20 protein-coding genes are annotated in these 19,012 nt (G+C 73.5%); 12 read left to right on the top strand and 8 right to left on the bottom strand.

Translation table 11 applies throughout. From position 1 onward, the window contains the following. Positions 1-11 precede the first annotated feature (11 nt). Positions 12-638, top strand: a complete 627-nt coding sequence (locus ACZ44S_RS22650) for a DUF4232 domain-containing protein (RefSeq protein WP_466931778.1) — start codon at positions 12-14, stop codon at positions 636-638. A 153-nt stretch (positions 639-791) separates the two neighbouring features. On the opposite strand, the gene ACZ44S_RS22645 is transcribed toward ACZ44S_RS22650, so the two are convergent. Then, positions 792-1,316: a flavoprotein gene (locus ACZ44S_RS22645; protein WP_466931776.1), complete on the bottom strand. Its 525-nt coding sequence runs from the start codon at positions 1,314-1,316 to the stop codon at positions 792-794. A 170-nt stretch (positions 1,317-1,486) separates the two neighbouring features. Here ACZ44S_RS22645 and ACZ44S_RS22640 point away from each other — a divergent pair, with 170 nt between their 5' ends. Beyond that, positions 1,487-2,119 (top strand): LysE family transporter, encoded by a 633-nt coding sequence (locus ACZ44S_RS22640; protein ID WP_466931774.1) that lies wholly within the window; start codon positions 1,487-1,489, stop codon positions 2,117-2,119. Positions 2,120-2,212: 93 nt separating this feature from the next. Beyond that, a complete protein-coding gene (locus tag ACZ44S_RS22635; protein ID WP_466931772.1) occupies positions 2,213-2,662 on the top strand; it encodes a nitroreductase family deazaflavin-dependent oxidoreductase in 450 nt (149 codons plus the stop codon). Positions 2,663-2,740: 78 nt separating this feature from the next. Here ACZ44S_RS22635 and ACZ44S_RS22630 read toward each other — a convergent pair whose 3' ends face one another. Then, positions 2,741-3,706, bottom strand: a complete 966-nt coding sequence (locus ACZ44S_RS22630) for a cation diffusion facilitator family transporter (protein WP_466931770.1) — start codon at positions 3,704-3,706, stop codon at positions 2,741-2,743. A gap of 101 nt (positions 3,707-3,807) precedes the next feature. Between ACZ44S_RS22630 and ACZ44S_RS22625 the strand changes: the two genes are divergently transcribed. Further along, positions 3,808-4,833, top strand: a complete 1,026-nt coding sequence (locus tag ACZ44S_RS22625) for a glutathione S-transferase family protein (protein WP_466931769.1) — start codon at positions 3,808-3,810, stop codon at positions 4,831-4,833. A 97-nt stretch (positions 4,834-4,930) separates the two neighbouring features. Beyond that, positions 4,931-5,209 carry a DUF4235 domain-containing protein gene (locus ACZ44S_RS22620; RefSeq protein ID WP_190162793.1) on the top strand — a complete coding sequence of 93 codons (279 nt, stop codon included), beginning with the start codon at positions 4,931-4,933 and terminating at the stop codon, positions 5,207-5,209. An 8-nt stretch (positions 5,210-5,217) separates the two neighbouring features. Here the strand turns inward: ACZ44S_RS22620 and ACZ44S_RS22615 are convergent, their stop codons facing one another. Beyond that, complete coding sequence (locus ACZ44S_RS22615) at positions 5,218-5,610, bottom strand: VOC family protein (RefSeq protein WP_466931767.1); 393 nt, start codon at positions 5,608-5,610, stop codon at positions 5,218-5,220. A gap of 256 nt (positions 5,611-5,866) precedes the next feature. Between ACZ44S_RS22615 and ACZ44S_RS22610 the strand changes: the two genes are divergently transcribed. The 3 genes from ACZ44S_RS22610 to ACZ44S_RS22600 all read left to right on the top strand — a co-directional run bounded on the left by ACZ44S_RS22610 (position 5,867) and on the right by ACZ44S_RS22600 (position 7,595). After that, positions 5,867-6,247, top strand: a complete 381-nt coding sequence (locus ACZ44S_RS22610) for an anti-sigma factor antagonist (protein WP_466931765.1) — start codon at positions 5,867-5,869, stop codon at positions 6,245-6,247. Between the two features lie 147 nt (positions 6,248-6,394). Beyond that, positions 6,395-7,057 (top strand): DUF4230 domain-containing protein, encoded by a 663-nt coding sequence (locus ACZ44S_RS22605; protein WP_466931763.1) that lies wholly within the window; start codon positions 6,395-6,397, stop codon positions 7,055-7,057. Positions 7,058-7,118: 61 nt separating this feature from the next. Continuing rightward, complete coding sequence (locus ACZ44S_RS22600; protein ID WP_466931761.1) at positions 7,119-7,595, top strand: VanZ family protein; 477 nt, start codon at positions 7,119-7,121, stop codon at positions 7,593-7,595. A gap of 27 nt (positions 7,596-7,622) precedes the next feature. On the opposite strand, the gene ACZ44S_RS22595 is transcribed toward ACZ44S_RS22600, so the two are convergent. The 5 genes from ACZ44S_RS22595 to ACZ44S_RS22575 all read right to left on the bottom strand — a co-directional run bounded on the left by ACZ44S_RS22595 (position 7,623) and on the right by ACZ44S_RS22575 (position 14,508). Next, the gene (locus ACZ44S_RS22595) at positions 7,623-8,495 is read right to left on the bottom strand and encodes a C40 family peptidase (RefSeq protein WP_466931759.1); all 873 of its coding nucleotides are present in this window, start codon (positions 8,493-8,495) and stop codon (positions 7,623-7,625) included. 316 nt (positions 8,496-8,811) lie between these two features. Beyond that, positions 8,812-12,681, bottom strand: a complete 3,870-nt coding sequence (locus ACZ44S_RS22590) for an nSTAND1 domain-containing NTPase (protein WP_466931757.1) — start codon at positions 12,679-12,681, stop codon at positions 8,812-8,814. 140 nt (positions 12,682-12,821) lie between these two features. Then, a complete protein-coding gene (locus tag ACZ44S_RS22585; protein WP_466931755.1) occupies positions 12,822-13,196 on the bottom strand; it encodes a hypothetical protein in 375 nt (124 codons plus the stop codon). A gap of 175 nt (positions 13,197-13,371) precedes the next feature. After that, entirely contained in the window at positions 13,372-13,647 is a 276-nt protein-coding gene (locus ACZ44S_RS22580; protein ID WP_466931754.1) for a hypothetical protein, read from the bottom strand. Positions 13,648-13,701: 54 nt separating this feature from the next. Continuing rightward, entirely contained in the window at positions 13,702-14,508 is an 807-nt protein-coding gene (locus tag ACZ44S_RS22575) for an SDR family oxidoreductase (protein WP_466931752.1), read from the bottom strand. Positions 14,509-14,629: 121 nt separating this feature from the next. Here ACZ44S_RS22575 and ACZ44S_RS22570 point away from each other — a divergent pair, with 121 nt between their 5' ends. From ACZ44S_RS22570 to ACZ44S_RS22555, 4 genes are all read left to right on the top strand, one after another. Continuing rightward, entirely contained in the window at positions 14,630-15,670 is a 1,041-nt protein-coding gene (locus ACZ44S_RS22570; protein WP_466931750.1) for a PHP domain-containing protein, read from the top strand. A gap of 42 nt (positions 15,671-15,712) precedes the next feature. Continuing rightward, positions 15,713-16,369, top strand: coding sequence for an HAD family hydrolase (locus ACZ44S_RS22565; protein WP_466931748.1), 657 nt, complete (start codon positions 15,713-15,715; stop codon positions 16,367-16,369). A gap of 46 nt (positions 16,370-16,415) precedes the next feature. Next, a complete protein-coding gene (locus ACZ44S_RS22560; RefSeq protein WP_466931746.1) occupies positions 16,416-17,630 on the top strand; it encodes an FUSC family protein in 1,215 nt (404 codons plus the stop codon). Between the two features lie 295 nt (positions 17,631-17,925). Then, a complete protein-coding gene (locus tag ACZ44S_RS22555; RefSeq protein WP_466931744.1) occupies positions 17,926-18,957 on the top strand; it encodes an SDR family oxidoreductase in 1,032 nt (343 codons plus the stop codon). Positions 18,958-19,012 lie beyond the last annotated feature (55 nt).

Genomic DNA, 19,012 nt, shown 5'->3' with positions numbered 1-19,012 from the left:
AGGGGTGACCCATGGTGAACAGGTCGCGGCACCTGGCCGCGTCGGCGTCGGCTGCGCTCGTGGTGCTCGGCGCCCTGGCCTCCTGCGGCACCGGAGGCGGTACACCGGGGACCTCCGCCCGCACCTCGCCGTCCGCCGCCCCGGCGTCGAGCGCCGTCCCGAGCGAATCGGCGGCCTCCACGGTCGCCCGGACGGCCACCGGGCACGCCGACCGTCCCGTGACCCGCTGTCGCACCGCCGAGCTGAGCGCCGCCGTCGGCCGCATGGACCCGGGTGCGGGTCAGCGCAACTTCCCCGTCGTGCTGACGAACGTCTCGTCGCGCACCTGCACCCTGTACGGCCATCCGGGTGCCGCCTTCGTGGACGCGGCCGGAGAGCAGCTGGGCCCGGACCCGAAGCGCACCCCCGGCGGGGCGGCGACGGTGACGCTGGCCCCCGGCGACAGCGCCTGGGCGGGGCTGCGCTACGCGAGCCCCGGGGTCAGCGGCGCACGTACGGCCACCCCGGCGGCCCTGCTGGTCACTCCGCCGGACGAACGGGACCCGCTCGAGGTGCCGTGGCGGGCCGGTGAGGTCCCGGTGTCCGGCAACTCCTCCTCGGTGTTCCTCACGGTGCTGCGTCCGGGGAGCGGGCCCTGATCAGTGACCGGCGATCGGATGCGGTGTGCAGGGCTGCTTCACGTACCGCATCGTCGCCGCTCCTGCCTTTCGGCAAGGGGTCCTCGCCGTCCTCGGTGGCGGACCTGTCAGGTGGAGCGTACGTGTTGGCGCGCACTCGAAGCCGGGTGGACGTCACTCCCGCCGCAGCAGGTCCAGTGCCCGCTCCCAGCCGAACTCCGCCCGGCCGGCGCCCGGTTCCGCCTCGCCCGCGTACGGATCGCCGAAGCGCACGCCCATGCCGCGCAGCCGGGTGAGGCTGTCCCGGTAGGCGGGGTGGGCGGCCAGCGCGCCGGCCACGCACGGCAGGACGGCGATCGGGACCTGGAGGCCGACCGCCTCGCACAGGGTGCCGAGGGCGAGGGTGTCGGCGATGCCGGCCGCCCATTTGTTGACGGTGTTGAAGGTGGCGGGCGCGACCACCACGGCGTCCGGGGCGGGGAAGGGACGGGGGTCGCCGGGAGCGCGCCACGCGGACCTGATCGGGCGGCCGGTCTGCGACTCGACGGCGGCGGCGTCGAAGAAGCCGTTCATGGCGACCGGTGTGGCGATGACGCCGACCTCCCAGCCCCGCTCCTGCGCGCAGATGATCAGCTTGCTGACGTCCGCGGCGACACCCGCGGCGCAGACCACGACGTAGAGGAAGGGCTTCTCGCTCACCCGGGAAACCCTAGTCACCCACGGGAAAACCGATTGCCCCTGCCCGGGGGGACGCCCCAGGATCCTGCCATGACCACCGGATCACTCCCGTCGCCGCTGTCCGCCACCGCGTCCGCCGCGGGCCGACAGCAGCAGTCCGGTCCGTGGGAGGGGCCGACACCGCAGCGGTCATGACGGCCGCGCTGCTCGCGGGGCTGCTCGCCGGCTACGGCATCGCCGTCCCCGTGGGTGCCGTCGGCGCGTACCTGGTCTCCCTCACCGCCCGCACCTCGCTGCGCACCGGGGTCTGCGCCGCCCTCGGCGTCGCCACGGCCGACGGACTGTACGCCCTCGCCGCCACCCTGGGCGGCTCGGCCCTCGCGACGGCCCTGCGGCCGGCCCTGGGCCCGCTCCACTGGGTCTGTGTGCTGGTGCTGCTGGCGCTGGCGGCCTGGGGCGCGGCCACCGCCGTACGGCAGTACGGGAGCCACCGGCTCGCCACCCGGCCCGGGGCCGCGCCCCCGGGCCCCGCCCGGGCCTATGCGACGCTGCTGGGGATCACCCTGCTCAACCCCACCACCGTGATCTACTTCGCGGCGCTCGTGCTCGGCTCCCGGGACGGGGAGGGGGCCGGAGTCCCGGAGCGGGCCGTGTTCGTGACGGCGGCCTTCGCCGCCTCCGCGAGCTGGCAGGTGCTGCTGGCCGGGGGCGGAGCCCTGCTGGGGCGGGCCCTGACCGGTCACCGGGGGCGGCTGGTGACCGCGCTGGTGGCGAGCGGCGTGATGACGGCGCTCGCCCTGCGGATGGCGGTGGCCGCCGCCTGAGCCCGGACCGCGTCCGGATGAAACCGGCGTGCGGTGGTGTTGCACGGGTGATCGACTCGGCCGTGGTACACGAGCGACGATGGGAAGGATGCCATGCCCCTTCAAGGCGAGTACGAACCCAGCCCGACGCGATGGGTGCGCGAACAGGTGGAGCTCTACGAGAGCTCCGGCGGCACCCGGGGGACGACTCTGCAGAACACGCGGCGCCCCGTCATCCTGCTGACCAGCGTGGGCGCGAAGAGCGGCAAGCTGCGCAAGACGCCGCTGATGCGGGTCGAGCACGAGGGGCGCTATGCGGCGGTGGCCTCGCTCGGCGGTGCGCCCAAACACCCGGTCTGGTACCACAACCTCAAGGCCGACCCCCGGGTCGAGCTCCAGGACGGGCCGTCGAAGTGGGACATGACGGCCCGTGAGGTGACCGGGGAGGAGAAGGCCGAGTGGTGGGCGCGCGCCGTCGCGGCCTTCCCGCCGTACGCCGACTACCAGGAGAAGACGGACCGTGAGATTCCCCTCTTCGTGCTGGAACGGTCCGAGCACGACTGACGGACGGGTGCCCGGCGGGTGCGGTGAAGAATCTTCGTTCCGGTGTGCATGAAGCGCCGGCCGCCGGGCATCCGTGCCTCAGGCCCCGCCGCGCTCCCCCGTCGCGGCGGGGCTTTCCCATGCCTCCCGCGCCTCCGGGGAGCCCTGTTCGGTGATGTCGAGGAAGACCTGTTCCGCTTCGGGGAACGCGCGGGCGATGGACCGTTTGATGCGTACCGCGACCTCCTCCACCTGCTCACTGTCCAGTCCGGGCGCCAGATCGACGCGGGCGGCGACCAGCGCGGTGTCCAGGCCGGTCTTCATGGTGAACAGCGCTTCCACACTGTCGATCTCGGGCTGTGCGCGCAGCAGCTCCCGGATGCGTGCGCTCGCCTCCGGGTCGGCGGCCTCGCCGATCAGCTGGTCACGCGCCTCGCGCCCGAGCCGGTAGGCGACATAGACCAGCAGCACCCCGATGGCGAGCGACGCGGACGCCTCCCACACCACCTGCCCGGTGACCATGTGCAGCGCCATGCCGATGATGGCCAGGGTCACGCCCACCACCGCGGTGCCGTCCTCGGCGATCACCGTGCGCAGCGCCGGGTCCCGCAGCCCGCTGCCCCGGCCGCCCTGCCTGCGCACCTGGTACACGGCCCGCAGCAGTGAGCCGCCCTCGGCCAGCAGGGCGACACCGAGCACGACCAGTCCCGCGACGTAGCCGCTCAGATGCTCCTCGCCGCCCTTCCTGAGCGCCTCGACGCCCTGGTAGAACGAGAAGCAGCCGCCCATGACGAAGATGCCGACCGCGGCGAGCAGCGACCAGAAGAAGCGCTCCTTGCCGTAGCCGAACGGGTGACGGCGGTCGGGCGGGCGCCGGCTGCGCCGGAGCGCCGCCAGCAGGAACACCTCGTTCAGACTGTCGGCGACCGAATGCGCCGCCTCCGACAGCAGCGCCGGGGAGGAGGCGGCCAGTCCGCCTACGGCCTTGGCGGCGGCGATCACCAGATTGGCGGCGAGCGCCACCAGCACGGTGATCCGGGTTCTGCGATCCGATCGAGTACTCACCTTCGGCCGATTGCCCCGGTCGGCCCAGGCCACACCGTGCTGTCGGCGGAAAACGGGGAACGCGGTCACAGGGACATCCCAACGGCGACGAGGAGGGCACCATGGGCCGCGACGACGGGGGCGGCGGCAACAGCGCGTACGGCAGGAAGGCTTTCAAGAGGTCGAGGGCCCACTTCACGGACCGGATCACCGCGGACGGCCGGGACGGCTGGCCGGTGGCGGCAGGACGCTACCGGCTCGTGGTGAGCCGCGCCTGCCCGTGGGCGAGCCGGGCTCTGGTTTCCCGGAGGCTGCTGGGCCTGGAGGACGCGCTGTCCCTGGCCGTCGCGGACCCCGTCCAGGACGACCGCAGCTGGCGCTTCACCCTGGACCCGGACGGGCGCGACCCGGTGCTCGGCATCCGGTATCTGAGCGAGGCCTACGACCGGCGGGAGACGGATTACCCCGGCGGGGTGAGTGTGCCGGCGATCGTGGACATACCCAGTGGCCGGCTGGTCACCAACGACTACCAGCAGATCACCCTCGACCTCGCCACCGAGTGGACGTCCCTGCACCGTGAGGGCGCGCCCGATCTGTATCCGCGGGCGCTGCGCGACGAGATCGACACGGTCATGGACGACGTCTTCCGGGACGTCAACAACGGTGTGTACCGGGCGGGTTTCGCCACCGGTCAGGACGAGTACGAGGAGGCGTACGCGGCGCTCTTCCGGCGGCTGGAGCTGCTCGCGCGGCGGCTGGAGGGGCAGCGGTACCTGGTGGGCGACACCATCACCGAGGCGGACATCCGGCTGTTCACCACTCTGGTGCGGTTCGACGCGGTGTACCACGGCCACTTCAAGTGCAACCGGTGGAAGCTGGCGGAGAACCGGGTGCTGTGGGCGTACGCCCGTGACCTGTACCAGACGCCCGGTTTCGGCGACACCGTGGACTTCGACCACATCAAGCGGCACTACTACCAGGTGCACACCGGCATCAACCCGTCGGGCATCGTGCCCCTCGGTCCCGACCTGTCCGGCTGGACCGCGCCCCATCACCGCGAGGAGCTGGGCGGCCGGCCCTTCGGGGTCGGCACGGCGCCGAAGCCGGTGCCGGACGGCGAGGAGGTCCCGGCGCGGGGCCGCCCCTGACCGCCTCCGCGGGCCGCCCGGCCCGGCGGACTCTCATCCGACGACAACGACCAAGCCGAATCAGGAGATTGCCGTGGCGAAGAAGAGCAAGAAGAAGATGCCCCTCGCGTACAAGCCCATCGGTTTCGCGCTCGGCTGGACGAGCGGCACCGTGGCGGGGATGGCCTTCCAGAAGACCTGGAAGGTGATCCGGCACGAGGACGACGCGCCGGACGCGCTGGACAGGGACCGCCGATGGGGCGAGATCCTGCTGGCCGCGGCCATCCAGGGCGCCATCTTCGCGGTGGTGCGCAGTGCCGTGGACCGGGCCGGCGCCAAGGCGATCGAACGGTCCACGGGCACCTGGCCGGTCCCGGACAAGGGCGGTCGCGACTGACCGCCCGGTCAGCCCTGCTTGGGCGCCGTCGGTGTGCCCCGGCGGACGGTGAAGGAGTGGCCCGCCGGGTCGGCGTAGCCGCGCTCCTCGCTGGGTCCGGAGGGGTCGCCCGTCTCCATCGGGCGGCCCCCGAGCCCCACGATCCGGCGTTCCACCGCGTCCAGGTCGTCCACGACGAACTCCAGATGCGCCTGGAGGGAGTTCTCCGGGCGCGGCCAGCTGGGCGCGGTGGCGTTGACGTCGCGGCGCAGGGCCAGACGGAAACCGTCGGCGGCCCGGATCTCCACCCGGTCGACGTGGGCGTCCGCCTCCTCCGCCCCCAGCAACTCCTTGTAGAACTCGGCGAGTTTCTCGGGCTCGGCACAGTCGAGCACCACCACACCCGTCGTCACCAGTGCCATGTCTCCTCCGCAGGGGTCCGGGCGCGGGGCGCTCCCGCACCGCCCTGTACGTGACACCTGTCCCCACTCGCCGGTTTCAGTCGGCCCCGGCGGGACGGCGCCCTGGGGAGACACGAAAGAACTCGGTCGCAATTCGAAGACATATGTCAATCGAACATGCTCAAATTCACTCGACCGAAGGTAACTTGCAGGGCAGGGAACGGTGTTGGGGCCGCTCCCCTCCCCGAGCACGGAGCAGGCTGGAGGCGATGGCGTCGTGCGGTACGAACCTGCACCGCTGACCCGGCATCTGCGCGTCCGCCAGGACCGGGGCCACACGGTGCTGGAATTCCGCGGCGAGATCGACATCGCCGCGGCCGCGGAGATCGTCCCCCATCTGGACATGGCGACCGCCGAACCGCACGCGAGGGTCGTGATCGACCTGACCCATGTCGAGTTCTTCGACTGCTCGGGGCTGCGCCTGCTGTACCGGGCCCGGCACCGGACCACGGACGGATCCGGCAGCCTGCACCTCGTCTGCACGCACGCGCTGACGCTGCGGATGCTCCGCGTCACCGGCCTGTCCCGGCTGCTGCCCCCGTGGCCGACCCTGGACGCCGCCCTGGAGCAGCCCGAGTCCGCCTCCGGTCCGGTCTGACCGGCCCCGCCGGCCGTCGGCGGGTTCCGCGTCCGGGCGCCCGTCGTGCGCCCCCTTCGTGCTTCCGGTGCGGCCGTGCGTCCCAACTTCCTTGTCTGTTCCGGGAACTGAGGGGCATCCGGACTGAAGGGAAGGAGGGCCGTCGCCATGACGACTCCGGTGAAGGGACCGACCGGCCGTGTGCCCGGGTGGGTGAAGGTGGTCGGCTCGCTGGTGCTGCTGCTGGCCGTGCTGTTCGCCGGCATCCGGCTGAGCGTGCTGCCGGGACTGAAGGACCTGTTCGGCACGGAGACCCGGGACCGCTCCGGGCCCGCGCTCCTGGAGTCCATCCAGGACATCAGCCGTTACGACGCCGCCTCGGGCAACTTCCAGGTGGTGGTGGACCTGGAGAAGGACGCGAAGTTCCTCCCCGACGCGATCCGCGGCAGCCGCACGCTCTACGTGGGCGCCGGCACCGTGGACGCCTATGTCGACCTCGGCGAGCTGGGCAAGGACGACGTACGGGTCGACGACGACCGCACGTCCGCCACGCTGCGGTTGCCCCACGCCCGCCTGGGCACCCCGGCACTGGATCCCGAACGCTCCTACGCCGTGTCGAAGCAGCGCGGGCTGCTCGACCGGCTCGGTGACCTCTTCGCCGACAACCCCAACAGCGAACAGGCCGTGCAGAAGCTCGCGGTGCGGCACATCGGCGACGCGGCGAAGGAGAGCGGTCTCATCGCGCGGGCCGAGACCAACACCACCGACATGCTCGAAGGTCTGCTGCGCTCGCTGGGGTTCGAGCGGGTGCGAATCACCTACGGCGACTGACGCCCCTTTCCCGGGGTAACCGCGTTGTGCCGAACGGAAGTTGACGACTGAAGGAGATGTGATGGTTCGCGCCGCCCCGCGTCCGCTGCCTCTGCCCCTGCGGCTGCTGGTGCTGCTGTGCGCCTTCGTCTTCATGGTCGTCTTCGCGGTGGTCCTCGCCCGGCTCACCCTGCAGCCCTCCCCCGCCTCGGAGGCGCTGACCCATACGAACTGGCGTCCCGGACGGTCCCTGCGGGCCTACCTGGACCAGCCCGCGCTCCGTGACGCCGTACGGCAGATCGGCGGCAACATCCTGCTGGGCGTGCCGTTCGGCGTGCTCGCACCGGTCGTCGCACCGAGCACCCGCGGGTTCCTGCGGGTGCTCGTGCTGACGGCCGTCGTGATGCTGCTCGTGGAGTTCGCCCAGGGCTCCCTGGTGACCGGACGAGCCTTCGACATCGACGACGTCATCCTGAACACCTCCGGTGCGCTGATCGGCTATCTGCTCCTGGGCCGGCGCCTCAGCAGGGCCGTGCACGCACGCAAGCCGAAAGCCTGACCGTCGCCGGCGGCGGGCGGTGCGTCCTCACAGGTCCTCGCAGTCGGGGACGCCGTCCAGCCACGCGGGTCCCCGGATGTAGATGTTGGTCATCCAGGCGTCGTAGTCGGGCAGGTAGGACCACACGTCGTTGCTGTACCCCTCCGACGTGACCGGCTCGGCGTGCTTCTGGCAGCCGACCCGGATCGTGGTCGGGCCGGGGAAGGCGTGGACGCGCCGGGCGGCGAGAGCCGGCTCCGCCTTGGTCCACACGCCGGTGCCCCAGGTGCGGAAGACATGCCCGGTCACCGGGCCGGTGTCGACGCGGACCGCCCCGAAGTAGCCGCTGTCGAGGCGCACATCGCTCACCATGATCCTGGTCCCGGACTGCCGTGCCTCGACCATCTTGCCCGCACCGAGGTAGAGAGCGATGTGCTTCAGGTCCTGCGCGGTGCCCCATGCGAGCAGGTCGCCGGGGCGCAACGGGGCGAGGCCCTGTGCGGCGGTGAAGCGTTCGGCGGCCCGGTGCGTGTAGTACTGGGCGCTCGCCACGCCGTTGAGGAGGTCCGAGCCGGTGGCCTCGGCGTAGGCGTGACGTACCAGTCCGGAGCAGTCGAAGCCGAGCCGCTCGGGGTCGTGCCCGCTGGCCGGGTCACTGGGGTCCACCTGTCCGTAGGTGGGACCGGGCTGGGGCCCGTGGCCGCCGCCCCAGGTGTACCAGGTGCCCGCCGCGACCTCCGCGCAGGCCGCGGCGATCGCCCGCTCCGCGGCCGGCGAGGCGCCGGGCGCCAGCACTCCGCACTCCCCGTCGGCGGCGGTCGTGGCCGCGGACGGGGCGGCGGCCGCGACGGTCGCGGGCACCCAGAGCAGGAAGGACAGTAATCCGATGACGGCATGGATGACGCCGGTTCTCCGGAGCACGCCGGACCCCCGTTTCGGTAGCTGTGGTCGGAGCGCCGGTATGGAGCGGACCCCCCGGGACCCGCGTGACGCCGGTCGCCGGTCGCCGGTCGCCGGTCGCCGGTCGCCGGTCGCCGGTCGCCGGTCGCCGGTCGCCGGTCGCCGGTCGCCGGTCGCCGGTGGAGTGTCGCCCGGTGGGGCGCGAGGAACAGTCTCACGGCCGGGGCTCCGGCCCGTCGAGCGTCCGGCGTCCCCCCGTCGGAAGGGCAACGGGAAACCCTCGGGCAACCGCCGCCGAGCTGCACGTCCGCCGCCGACGGGGACGCCGGACGGGTCGTCAGGTACGGGCGCAGGGCGAGCGGGTGACGGGGACGGACAGGCCGGGCACGGACGTGCTCCGCCCGTCGGGGGTCATGTCCTCGCGCAGCCGGCAGATCCGCGTCAGCCGGGCACCGGGGTCGAGGTCCCACAGCCGCACCGTGCCGTCGTTGCTGCTGCTGGCGACCGTGCGCCCGCCGGGGGCGAAGACGACGTCCCACACCGCGTTCGCATGGCCGGTCAGGGTGGCCCACCATCGCTTCCCGGCCACCTCCCACAGCCGGACCGTGCGGTCGTTGCCACTGCTCGCCAGCATGCTCCCGTCGGGAGAGAAGGCCACCCCCCGCACGGAGCCGGCATGGCCCGTCAGCGCCGCCCGCGGACGCTCCCGCCGGGTGTCCCACAGCCGTACGGTGCCGTCGTTGCCGCTGCTGGCGAGGGTGCGTCCGTCGGGGCTGAAGGCCACACCGCGCACCGCTCCCGTGTGGCCGGTGAGGGTGGCCGTCGGCCGGTGCGCGGTCACGTCCCACAGCCGTACGGTCAGATCGTCGCCGGCGCTGGCGAGGGTGCGTCCGTCGGGACCGAAGGCGACCGCGTTGGCGTAGTCGGTGTGGCCGGTGAGGGTGGCGAGCGCCCGTCGCCCGGCCACGTCCCACAGCCGCACCGTCCGGTCGGCCCCGGCGGAGGCCAGGGTTCTGCCGTCCGGGGCGAAGGCCACCGAGAACACCGCGCCGCTGTGTCCGGTGAGGGTGGCCGTGGCCCGGCGGGTGGCCACGTCCCACAGGCGGACGGTGCCGTCGGAGCCCGCCGACGCCAGGGTCCTGCCGTCCGGGGCGAAGGCGACCGAGAACACACTCTCGCGGTGTCCCGTGAGGGTCGTCAGCGGCCGGCGCCCGGCGACGTCCCACAGGCGGACCGTGTGGTCGGCGTCGGCGGTGGCCAGCAGCTTCCCGTCCGGGCTGTACGCCGCCTTCCAGACCTCCGTGAACGGGCGAGTGGTCAGTGTCGGCCCCCGGAGGTTCCACAGCACCACCGACCGGTCGAAGCCGGCGGTGGCCAGCACCGCGCCCGCCGCGTCCACGGCGACCCCGAGGACGTAGTCGGTGTGGCCGGCGAGGGTTCCCGCGGTACGACCGCCGCGCACGTCCCACAACCGGGTCGTGCCGTCCCCGCCCGCGCCGACGACCGTCGTGCCGTCGGGTGTGTAGGCGACGGCGTTGACGTCGTCGCTGTGCCCGGTGAGGGTGGCGGCCGTACGGCGCCCGGCCACGTCCCACAGCCGCACCGTCCGGTCGGCGCCTCCGGTGGCGATCCGGCGTCCGTCCGGGGCGAACGCCGCCCCCAGCACCTCGTCGGTGTGTCCCCTGAGCACGGCGAGCGGACGGCGTGCGGCCACGTCCCACAGCCGTACGGTGCGGTCCGCGCCGGCCGACACCAGGGAGCGCCCGTCCGGAGCGTACGCGAGGGCGTTGACGCGTCCCGCGTGGCCGGTGAGGGAGGCGACGGTACGGTACCCGCGCCCGGTGTCGAGCAGGTGGACTGTTCCCTCCGCGGTCGCGACGGCCAGCGTGCGTCCGCGCGGGCCGAAGGCGAGGGCCCTGGCGCCCTCGGTGTCCGCGGACAGGAGCGTCGTACGGCGGTCGGCCGTGCTCCAGACCCGTACACCGCCGGCCGTCGACGTGGCCGCGAGCTTCCCGCCGTCGGGGCTGAAGGCGATCGAGCGCACGCGTCCGGGGACGGTGAACGTGGCCGTCCTGCGGCGGTCCGCCACCCTCCACAGGGCCACCGTCCCGTCCGAGCTCGCGGTCGCGAGCGAGCGGCCGTCGGGCGCGAAGGCCACCGCGTTGACCGGGCCCCGGTGCCCGTCGAGCCGGGCGGAGAAGGCCTGGGACTGGGTGCTGAGCAGGGCTCCGCGGGCCTCGGGGGTCGTCTCGGCGCGGTAGGCCGCCTCGGCGAGGAGCATGGACGCCTCCGGCCGGCCGCCGGTCAGAGCCTGGGACTGCACCGCGAGGGCCCGCGAGCGCGCGATCCGCTCCTGGTCCAGCGCACCGGCGCGCTGCCGGTGGGCGAGGCAGCCGGCGGTGAGCGCGAGCCCCAGCAGGACGACGAGGGAGGCCAGCGTCCCCTGCCGGATCCTCACCTGACGCCGGGCCTGCTTCTCCCTGTTGGCCTCCTCGGCCAGACTCGCCCGCAGGAACGCCTCCTCCCCGGGGCTGAGCCGTCTCCAGCCGTCCAGCTCGTCGGCCCAGGAGCGCGCGGTCTCCAGCCGGGGGCCGCGGTAGAGGGCGGTCGTGTGGCGGCCCTCGCGCTCCCAGTCGGCGGCCGCCCCGGCCAGCTGCTGGTGGGTGAGGAGTCCGGCACGGTCGGCGTGGATCCAGCCGCGCAGCCGCGGCCAGGCGTGCAGCAGTGCCTCGTGGGTGATGTCGACCGTGTGACGGTCCATGGTGATCAGCCGGGCCCGCACGAAGGCGTCCAGAGCGGTCGTGGCGCCTTCCGCATCCCCCAACTGCTCCAGCAGGGCGGCCCGTTCCATCCGGCGCCGGGTCGCCCCGGCCCCCTCACCAACATGCACCAGCCGGGACAGCAGGCGGCGGATCGTCTGCTGCTCGGCCGGGTACAGGCGGCTGAACACGTCCTCGGCGGTCCGCGCGATGGCTCCGTGGATCCCGCCGGTGCGCTCGTATCCGGCGACGGTGAGCACGGACCCGGCGCGCTGCTGCCAGGTGGCGAGCAGTGCGTGGGAGACGAGGGGCAGCGCGCCGGACGGAGTGTCGCCGGCCTCGGAGGGCCCGGCCCCCTCCCCCGTTCCGTCGCGCAGTCCGGCGTCCCTCAGCAGGAGGGGAACGAGGCCGGGTTCCAGGGTGACGCCCGCCAGTTCCGCCGGACGGGTGATCGACTCCCGTAGCTCGGCCGTGGACATGGGGCGCAGGACGAACAGGCCGTGGGTAAAGACCTCCGCGAGGTCGGGAAGTTCGAGGCAGCGCCCGAGGAAGTCGGCTCTCATGCCGAGCACCACGACGGCCGGGTCGTGGTCCGGGGACGCCGCGAGGGCGCGGAGCGCACGGACGAAGTCCCGCCGCTCGCCCTCGTCGGCGCAGAGGGTGAACAGTTCCTCGAACTGGTCCACGACCACCACCGGGCGGACGGGCGGCTGCCGGACGTCCCCGGTGTCCTCCGACAGCCGGTGCATGGCCTCCAGCAGCATCTCCGGCCGCTGCCGCACATTCCCCACGGTGACGCCGGGATCGGCGCCCAGCGCCTTCGAGAAGCGCTCCAGCAGCTCTGCCAGCGGATGGGCCGTGGGGGTGAGCGCCACCACCGGCCATCTGTCCGTGCCCGGCATCGGGAAGCCGCCGGGGCGTCTCAGGGCGGCCACCAGACCGGCGTTCAGCAGGGACGACTTGCCGGCGCCCGAGGGGGCGACCACCATCAGCGGTCCGTGCCCGATCCGCCCGAAGACCCGCTCCACCAGCGCGGCCGTCGCCCGTTCCCGGCCGAAGAACCACCGGGCGTCCTGCGGGGTGAACGCCGACAGTCCCCGGTAGGGACACGCGGCGTCGAACGGCCCTTCCGGCGCGGTGGCACCGGCCCGATCGCCGTCACCGCCGCCGCGTCCGGCGGATGCGTCCCGGACCAGCTCCAGCAACGCGCCCCCGGCCCCCAGCACTTGGTCGCAGCGGCGGGCCACATCGACGGTCGCGCGCTTCGCGCCCGTCTCGATCTTGCTGAGATATCCCTTGCTGTAGTGCGTCCGGCGAGCCAGGGCGGCCAGTGACAGACCTTGTTCCTGCCGCAGCCGCCTGAGTTCCCCGGGGAAGGACCGCGTGGTCGGCGCGAGCCCTTCGCCTTCGTTTCCCCCGTTGGAAGCAGCCCCGTTCCGTTCCCCCACAGTGGTCCCCCTGACGGTGCGTGTCCGGGCCGTGACGGCATCGCCCAGACTACTGCGGGGGTCCGACAACGCGGGCGGGCTTCCGGTGCCGCTCGGCGGCCCCGGAAGCCCTCACCTGCGCCGTCGCCCGTCGATGACCGCTACGGGCGATTCAGGGTGATCGAGTTGACGGGCGTGAGGTCGCGGTAGACGCCCCTGCCCTCCGGAACGGTCTCCGTGCAGTTGGTGCCGTTGTAGCCCTTGCACAGGCTGGCGCTCGCGCCGCCGTACTGGTTGTTGTAGACCCAGTGGTAGCCGTACTGGTTGTTCAGGTTGTGGGCGCCGTAGCTCCAGAAGACGTGGGTCGGGTGCGGGTTGTCCCTCGGCTCCACGCCCTGCCCGTAGATGCAGACGGCCCCGTACGGGCAGCCGTCCCACTCGTCCGCCGCCGGCTTGGCCTCGGCCGAGCCGCTCAGCGCCATCACCGCGGCCGCCGCGGTCGCGAACGCGGCGGCGCCGCGGAAGAACTTGCCCATGGTGCTTCCCCCTGGTCGGTGTCCCTGCTGGTACGCAGGTCTGCTGGGTGCTGACACCTGAGACTGTGGCCCGCGGGGCCGCCGGGGTCGACGGGTTTCCCGTCGCCCGTCGTGCGGACAGCCGGGAAACCCCCGGTGACCTGGCCGCTCGGGGGGACGCGGGCGACGAACGCCCTTAGGGCCGCTCGTCCTGTTCCTGGCGGGCTCGGGGGGCTTGGCGCAGGGTCCAGGTGAACTTGTCCCCGCCCACCCAGCGGACCACGTCCGGGTCGTCCAGGTCGTGGACCGTGATCCCGAACGCGGCGGCGGCTTGGAGCACGTCGGTGACGGACCTGGCCTCACCGACCACCTGTCCGTCGATCTCCACGATCCGGAACGGCGGAGTCCCGGGCTGTACCCCGAGCACCATGATCCGCGGGTGCGACATGTACGGGCTCGCGCTTTCGGTCATGCATCGAGGGTAGGCCGCAAACGGTGCGAACGCGGGGTCCGGGCGCGCCCCCGCTCACGGCCGCCGCCAGTCGTCGCCCGTCAGATGCGACCCGGCCTGGGGGCCCATGCGCAGCATGCCGCCGTCCACGGTCCAGGAAGCTCCGGTGACGTACGAGGCGTCGGGTCCGGCGAGGAAGGCGATGACCGCGGCGACCTCGCGGGCGTCGCCGGGCCGTCCGAGGGGGACGCCGGGACGGTGCTCGGTGTGCGGGTCGGTGTCCTCCTGACCGGTCATCGGGGTGGCGATCTCACCGGGGGCGACCGCGTTGACGGTGATGCCGTGCTCGGCGAGTTCCAGCGCCATCACCTGGGTGAGCAGCCCGAGACCGCCCTTGGCGGCGCAGTACGGCGCGGCGCCCACCCGCGGCTGGTGCTCGTGCACGGACGTCACGTTGACGATGCGGCCCCCGTCGCCCTGGCGGATCATGTGCCGTGCCGCCTTCTGCCCGCACAGGAACGGGCCGATCAGATCGACGTCGAGGACTTCGCGCACCTTCGCCAGATCCAGGTCGAGGAAGGGCGTCATGGTGCCGGTACCGGCGTTGTTGACCAGCACGTCGACGCGGCCGAGCCGCTCGTACAGCTCGTCGACGGCGTCGGCGGCGGCGGGCAGCCGGGTGAGGTCCATGGGTACCGTCTCGGCCCGCCGCCCGTACGACCTGACCTCCTCCGCGGTCTCCTCCGCCCCGTCCCGGCCGCTGTGCCAAGTGATGCCCACGTCCAGCCCCGCTGCGGCCAGGCGTACGGCGGTGGCCCGGCCGATACCGGAGTCGGCGCCGGTGATCACGGCGGTCCTGCTGGGGGCGGTGGGGAGCGACATGGAGGGCCTCCTGGCCGGAACGGGAGTGCGCTCCGCAGTACCCCGCGCGCACGCGGCCAACCCCGCACGTCCGCCGTGCGGCCGTACTCGCCCTGGGGAACCCTGGAGCGAGGAGGTGGCGATGGACCCCGTCGAGGCGCTGGACAGGATCGCGTTCCTGCTGGAGCGGTCCCTGGCACCGACGTACCGCGTCCGTGCCTTCCGCACCGCCGCGCGGACGCTGTCGGAGCTCGGCCGGGACGAGGTGCGGGAACGGGCGGCGGCCGGGTCGCTCGAGCAGCTCAAGGGGGTCGGGCCGAAGACCGCGCAGGTGGCGCTGGAGGCGCTGGCCGGGGAGGTGCCCGGTTATCTGCGGAAACTCGAGGACGAGGCCGCCGGGGAGCCCACGGACCGCGAGGGGCGGGAGCTGCGGGAGCTGCTGCGCGGGGACTGCCATCTGCACTCCGACTGGTCGGACGGCGGCAGCCCGATCGAGGAGATGGGCCGCACCGCGGCGTGGCTCGGCCACGAGTGGGCCGCCCTCACCGATCACTCGCCGCGGCTGACCGTGGCGCGCGGGCTGTCCGCCGACCGGCTGCGCGAGCAGCTGGACGTGGTCGCGGAGCTCAACGAGACCTGGGCGCCGTTCCGGCTGCTGACCGGCATCGAGTGCGACATTCTCGAGGACGGGTCCCTCGACCAGGATCCGGAGCTCCTCGGGAGACTGGACGTCGTGGTGGTGTCCGTGCACTCCAAGCTGCGGATGGACGCCCGGTCGATGACGCGTCGCATGGTGGCCGCCGTGCGCGACCCGCACTCCGACGTGCTCGGGCACTGCACCGGGCGGCTGCTGGCCGGGCGGGGGCGGCCGGAGTCGCAGTTCGACGCGGACGAGGTGTTCGCGGCGTGCGCGGAGACCGGCACCGCCCTGGAGATCAACAGCCGGCCCGAGCGGCTGGACCCGCCGCGTCGCCTGCTGCGCCGGGCGGTGGACGCGGGCGTGCTGTTCTCGGTCGACACCGACGCGCACGCGCCGGGCCAGTTGGACTGGCAGATCCTCGGGTGCGCCCGGGCGCAGGAGTGCGGTGTGCCGCCCGAGCGGGTGGTCACCGCCTGGTCCCTGGACGAGCTGCTGGCGTGGGCCCGGGAGCGGAAGGTGCCCTCCGGAGTGGCGGGCGGCTGAGGTGGTACCCGTACCGCCCGCGAGGAGAGGAAGGGACCGCGCATGGAACGGGCGGCCGTGTTCGACGTCGACGGCACTCTGGTCGACACCAACCATCTGCATGTGACGGCCTGGTGGGAGGCCTTCCGGCAGGCGGGTCACCGGGTGCCGATGCACGCCGTCCACCGGGCCGTGGGGCTGTCGTCCTCCGATCTGGTCGCGCACCTGCTGGGCGAGGACCGGGACACCGGCCGCGACGAGGAGCTGAGCGCCGCCCACAAGACGCTCTACGGACAGTACTTCGACCGGCTGCCCGCGCTGCCGGACGCCGGGCGGCTGCTGAAGCGGCTGCACCGGGACGGCTGGACGGTGGTGCTGGCCACCTCCGCGGGCGGTGCCGAGCTGAGTGCGTTGCGCCGGGCGATCGACGCCGACGAGGCGATCGGTGCCACGGCGAGCGCCGACGACGTGGCGGAGGGCAAGCCCGCGCCGGAGCCGGTCGAGCACGCCCTCGAGCTGGCCGGGGTGCCGGCGGAGCGGGCCGTCCTCGTCGGGGACACGGTGTGGGACATGCGGGCGGGCAGCCGCGCGGGGGTGCGATGCGTGGGCGTGCTGTGCGGCGGGATTCCGCGCGCCGATCTGGAGGAGGCCGGTGCGGAAGCGGTCTACGACGACCCGGCCCATCTCCTGGCGTCTCTGTCGGACGGGCCCTTGGCATGACGAACCTGTGGCAGAACCGCCGGCCCGGCCGGGACACCCTCTGCTGATGGCATGGCTGGAACACGAGACACGGCAGGGCGACACCGTCGGACGGGGTTCCTCGGTGGCGCGGGCGGCGGCCGCGGTACGGCGCGATCTGCGGTCCTTCGCCGGGGCGGCACGCGCCGCGTGGCGGGGGCCCGGCCGGGAACGGGACCTGCTCGTCCAGTCGCTCAAGGCGGCCGCCGCGGCGCTGCTGGCCTGGCTGGTGGCGCGGGTCTGGATCGGCGACCCGATGGCCCTGATGGCGCCCTGGGTGGCGCTGGTCCTGGTGCAGGCCACCGTCTACAGCTCGCTGGTCCAGGCGGCCCGGCAGTTCACCGCGATCTGTGTCGGGGCCCTGGTGGCGTCGGGCGCGCAGGCGGTCACCGACGACACGACGGGGGCCCTCGCGCTGTCGGTGCCGGTGCTGATACTGCTGTCGAACTGGCCGCGCTTCGGCGACCAGGGCATCTACGCGGCCACCACGGCGGTGTTCGTCATCGCCACGGGCACGGTGAGCGCGGCCGCCGTCGGACACCGGCTGGGACAGGCGGCGCTCGGCGCAGTCATCGGTATCGCCGTCAACGCGCTCGTGCTGCCGCCGATCCATCTGCGGGACGTGCGGGAGAACCTGGCCGCCCTCGCCCGGGAGGCGGGTGATGTGCTGCACACGGTCGCCGGGGATCTGCGCGAGGGCGAGTGGGACGGGCAGACGGCCCTCGGCTGGGTCGGGGCCTCCACGCGGCTCCATGACCGTCTGGAGGCGTTGCGCTCGGCACGCGGCTGGAGCAGGGAGAGCCTGCGGCTGACCTCCGGCGTTCTGCGTGCCCTGAGCCGGGTGCCGACCCAGGCGCTGCCGCCGGAGGAGGAGGACGAACGGTTCAGCCGTGTCACCGGCCATGTCACGACGCTGACCCGCACGCTGGCGGTGGCCGCGGACGAGGGGCGGACGCCCGCCGCGCCGGACGCTTCGGCGCTGCGCCGTTACGCGGAGCTGCTGGAGCTCATCGGTGACAGCTGCCGGGCGGAGGCCGACCGGCTGGTGGACGCCGGTGCGCAGGAGGACCCGCTGCTGGACGAGCGGACGGAGGCGGTGATGCGGGAGCTGCACGAACGGCTCCAGGAGGGGCTGCGGGAGCACGCCGGGCAGGGTGCCGCCCGGACGGCCGTGCTCGGCGCGCTGCTGCTCCAGGCGGAGAATCTCTGGGCCGAGCTGGACGGCAGGGGGCGGAGCCGGTGACGTACCTCACTCCCAGGGGCGGCCGGGAGCGGAACACCCGGAGGTGGTCCCCGGGCCTCACCATTCGCCCACAGGGACGATCGTTCGGCTGAAGCCCTGTGGAGCCTTTCGCCGAGAGGCGACCGCCGTCCGCGCCCACCCTCCGTCCGCCCCGACCGTGATTCCCCCGTCGCGGTCGGGGCTTTCCCGTCGTACCGCCCCGGCGTGGCCGTCCCGCCGGCTGTGCGGGCGTGACGCCCTTCGCCCAGGGGGTACTCGGCCGGCTCCGCGGAGCGTACGGCCGAGAGGAGCGCAGGTGAGCAGCGCAACGGGCAGGAAGGTCGTCGTCACCGGCGCGACCGGCAATGCCGGGACCAGCGTGGTGCGGGTCCTCTCGGAGGAACCGGAGATCGCGTCCGTACGGGGTCTGGCCCGGCGGATCCCCGAGTGGTCGCCGCCGAAGACCGAGTGGTCGGCCGTGGATGTGGCCTCGGACCGGTTCGATCTCGTCGAGGAGTTCGCCGGCGCCGACGCGGTCGTCCATCTGGCCTGGGCGTTCCAGCCGACCCATGATCCGGCGACCACCTGGCGCACCAATGTGCTCGGCAGCATGCGCGTGTTCGACGCGGTGGCCGAGGCGGGGGTGCCGGCGCTGGTGCACGCCTCGTCGGTCGGGGCGTACTCGCCGGGGCCGAAGGACCGGGCGGTGGACGAGTCGTGGCCGACGCACGGCTGGCCGGACGCCGCCTACTGCCGGGAGAAGGCGTATCTGGAACGGGCCCTGGACACGTTCGAGCGGGATCATCCGGGCACCCGGGTGGTCCGCATGCGGCCCGCGTTCCTCTTCAAGCGGGGGTCGGCGAGCGAGCAGCGCCGCATCTTCGGCGGGCGCTTCCTGCCGGGACCGCTGGCACGGCCCGATCTGCTGCCCTTCCTGCCCGATGTCCCGGGGCTGCGGGTCCAGGCGCTGCACACCGACGACGCGGCCCAGGCGTACCGGCTGGCCGTGCTGTCCGCCGAGGCGCGGGGCGCGTTCAACCTGGCGGCCGAACCGACGGTCGACGCGGATCTGCTCGGGGAGATGCTGGGCACCCGCCGGGTGCGGCTGCCGCGCACGGCGGCCCGCTCGGCGGTCGCCGCCGCCTGGGGGCTGCGGCTGCTGCCCGCCTCCCCGCATCTGTTCGACGCCGTGCTGCGGCTGCCGCTGATGGACTGCACGCGGGCGCGGGTGGAACTCGGCTGGCGGCCGGTGCACACGGCCACGCAGGTGGTGGAGGAGTTCCTGCTGGGCGTGCAGCAGGGCGCCGGGGAGGAGACGGAGCCGATGCGGGGGCGGAAGGTGGGCTGAGCGTCGGGTTTCGCCGGTCCGCCTGGAGGTACCCGCGGTGGCTCGCGCACGGATG

The sequence above is a fragment of the Streptomyces malachitofuscus genome, from assembly GCF_055571035.1.
This window is presented reverse-complemented; position numbering and strand designations above follow the sequence as displayed.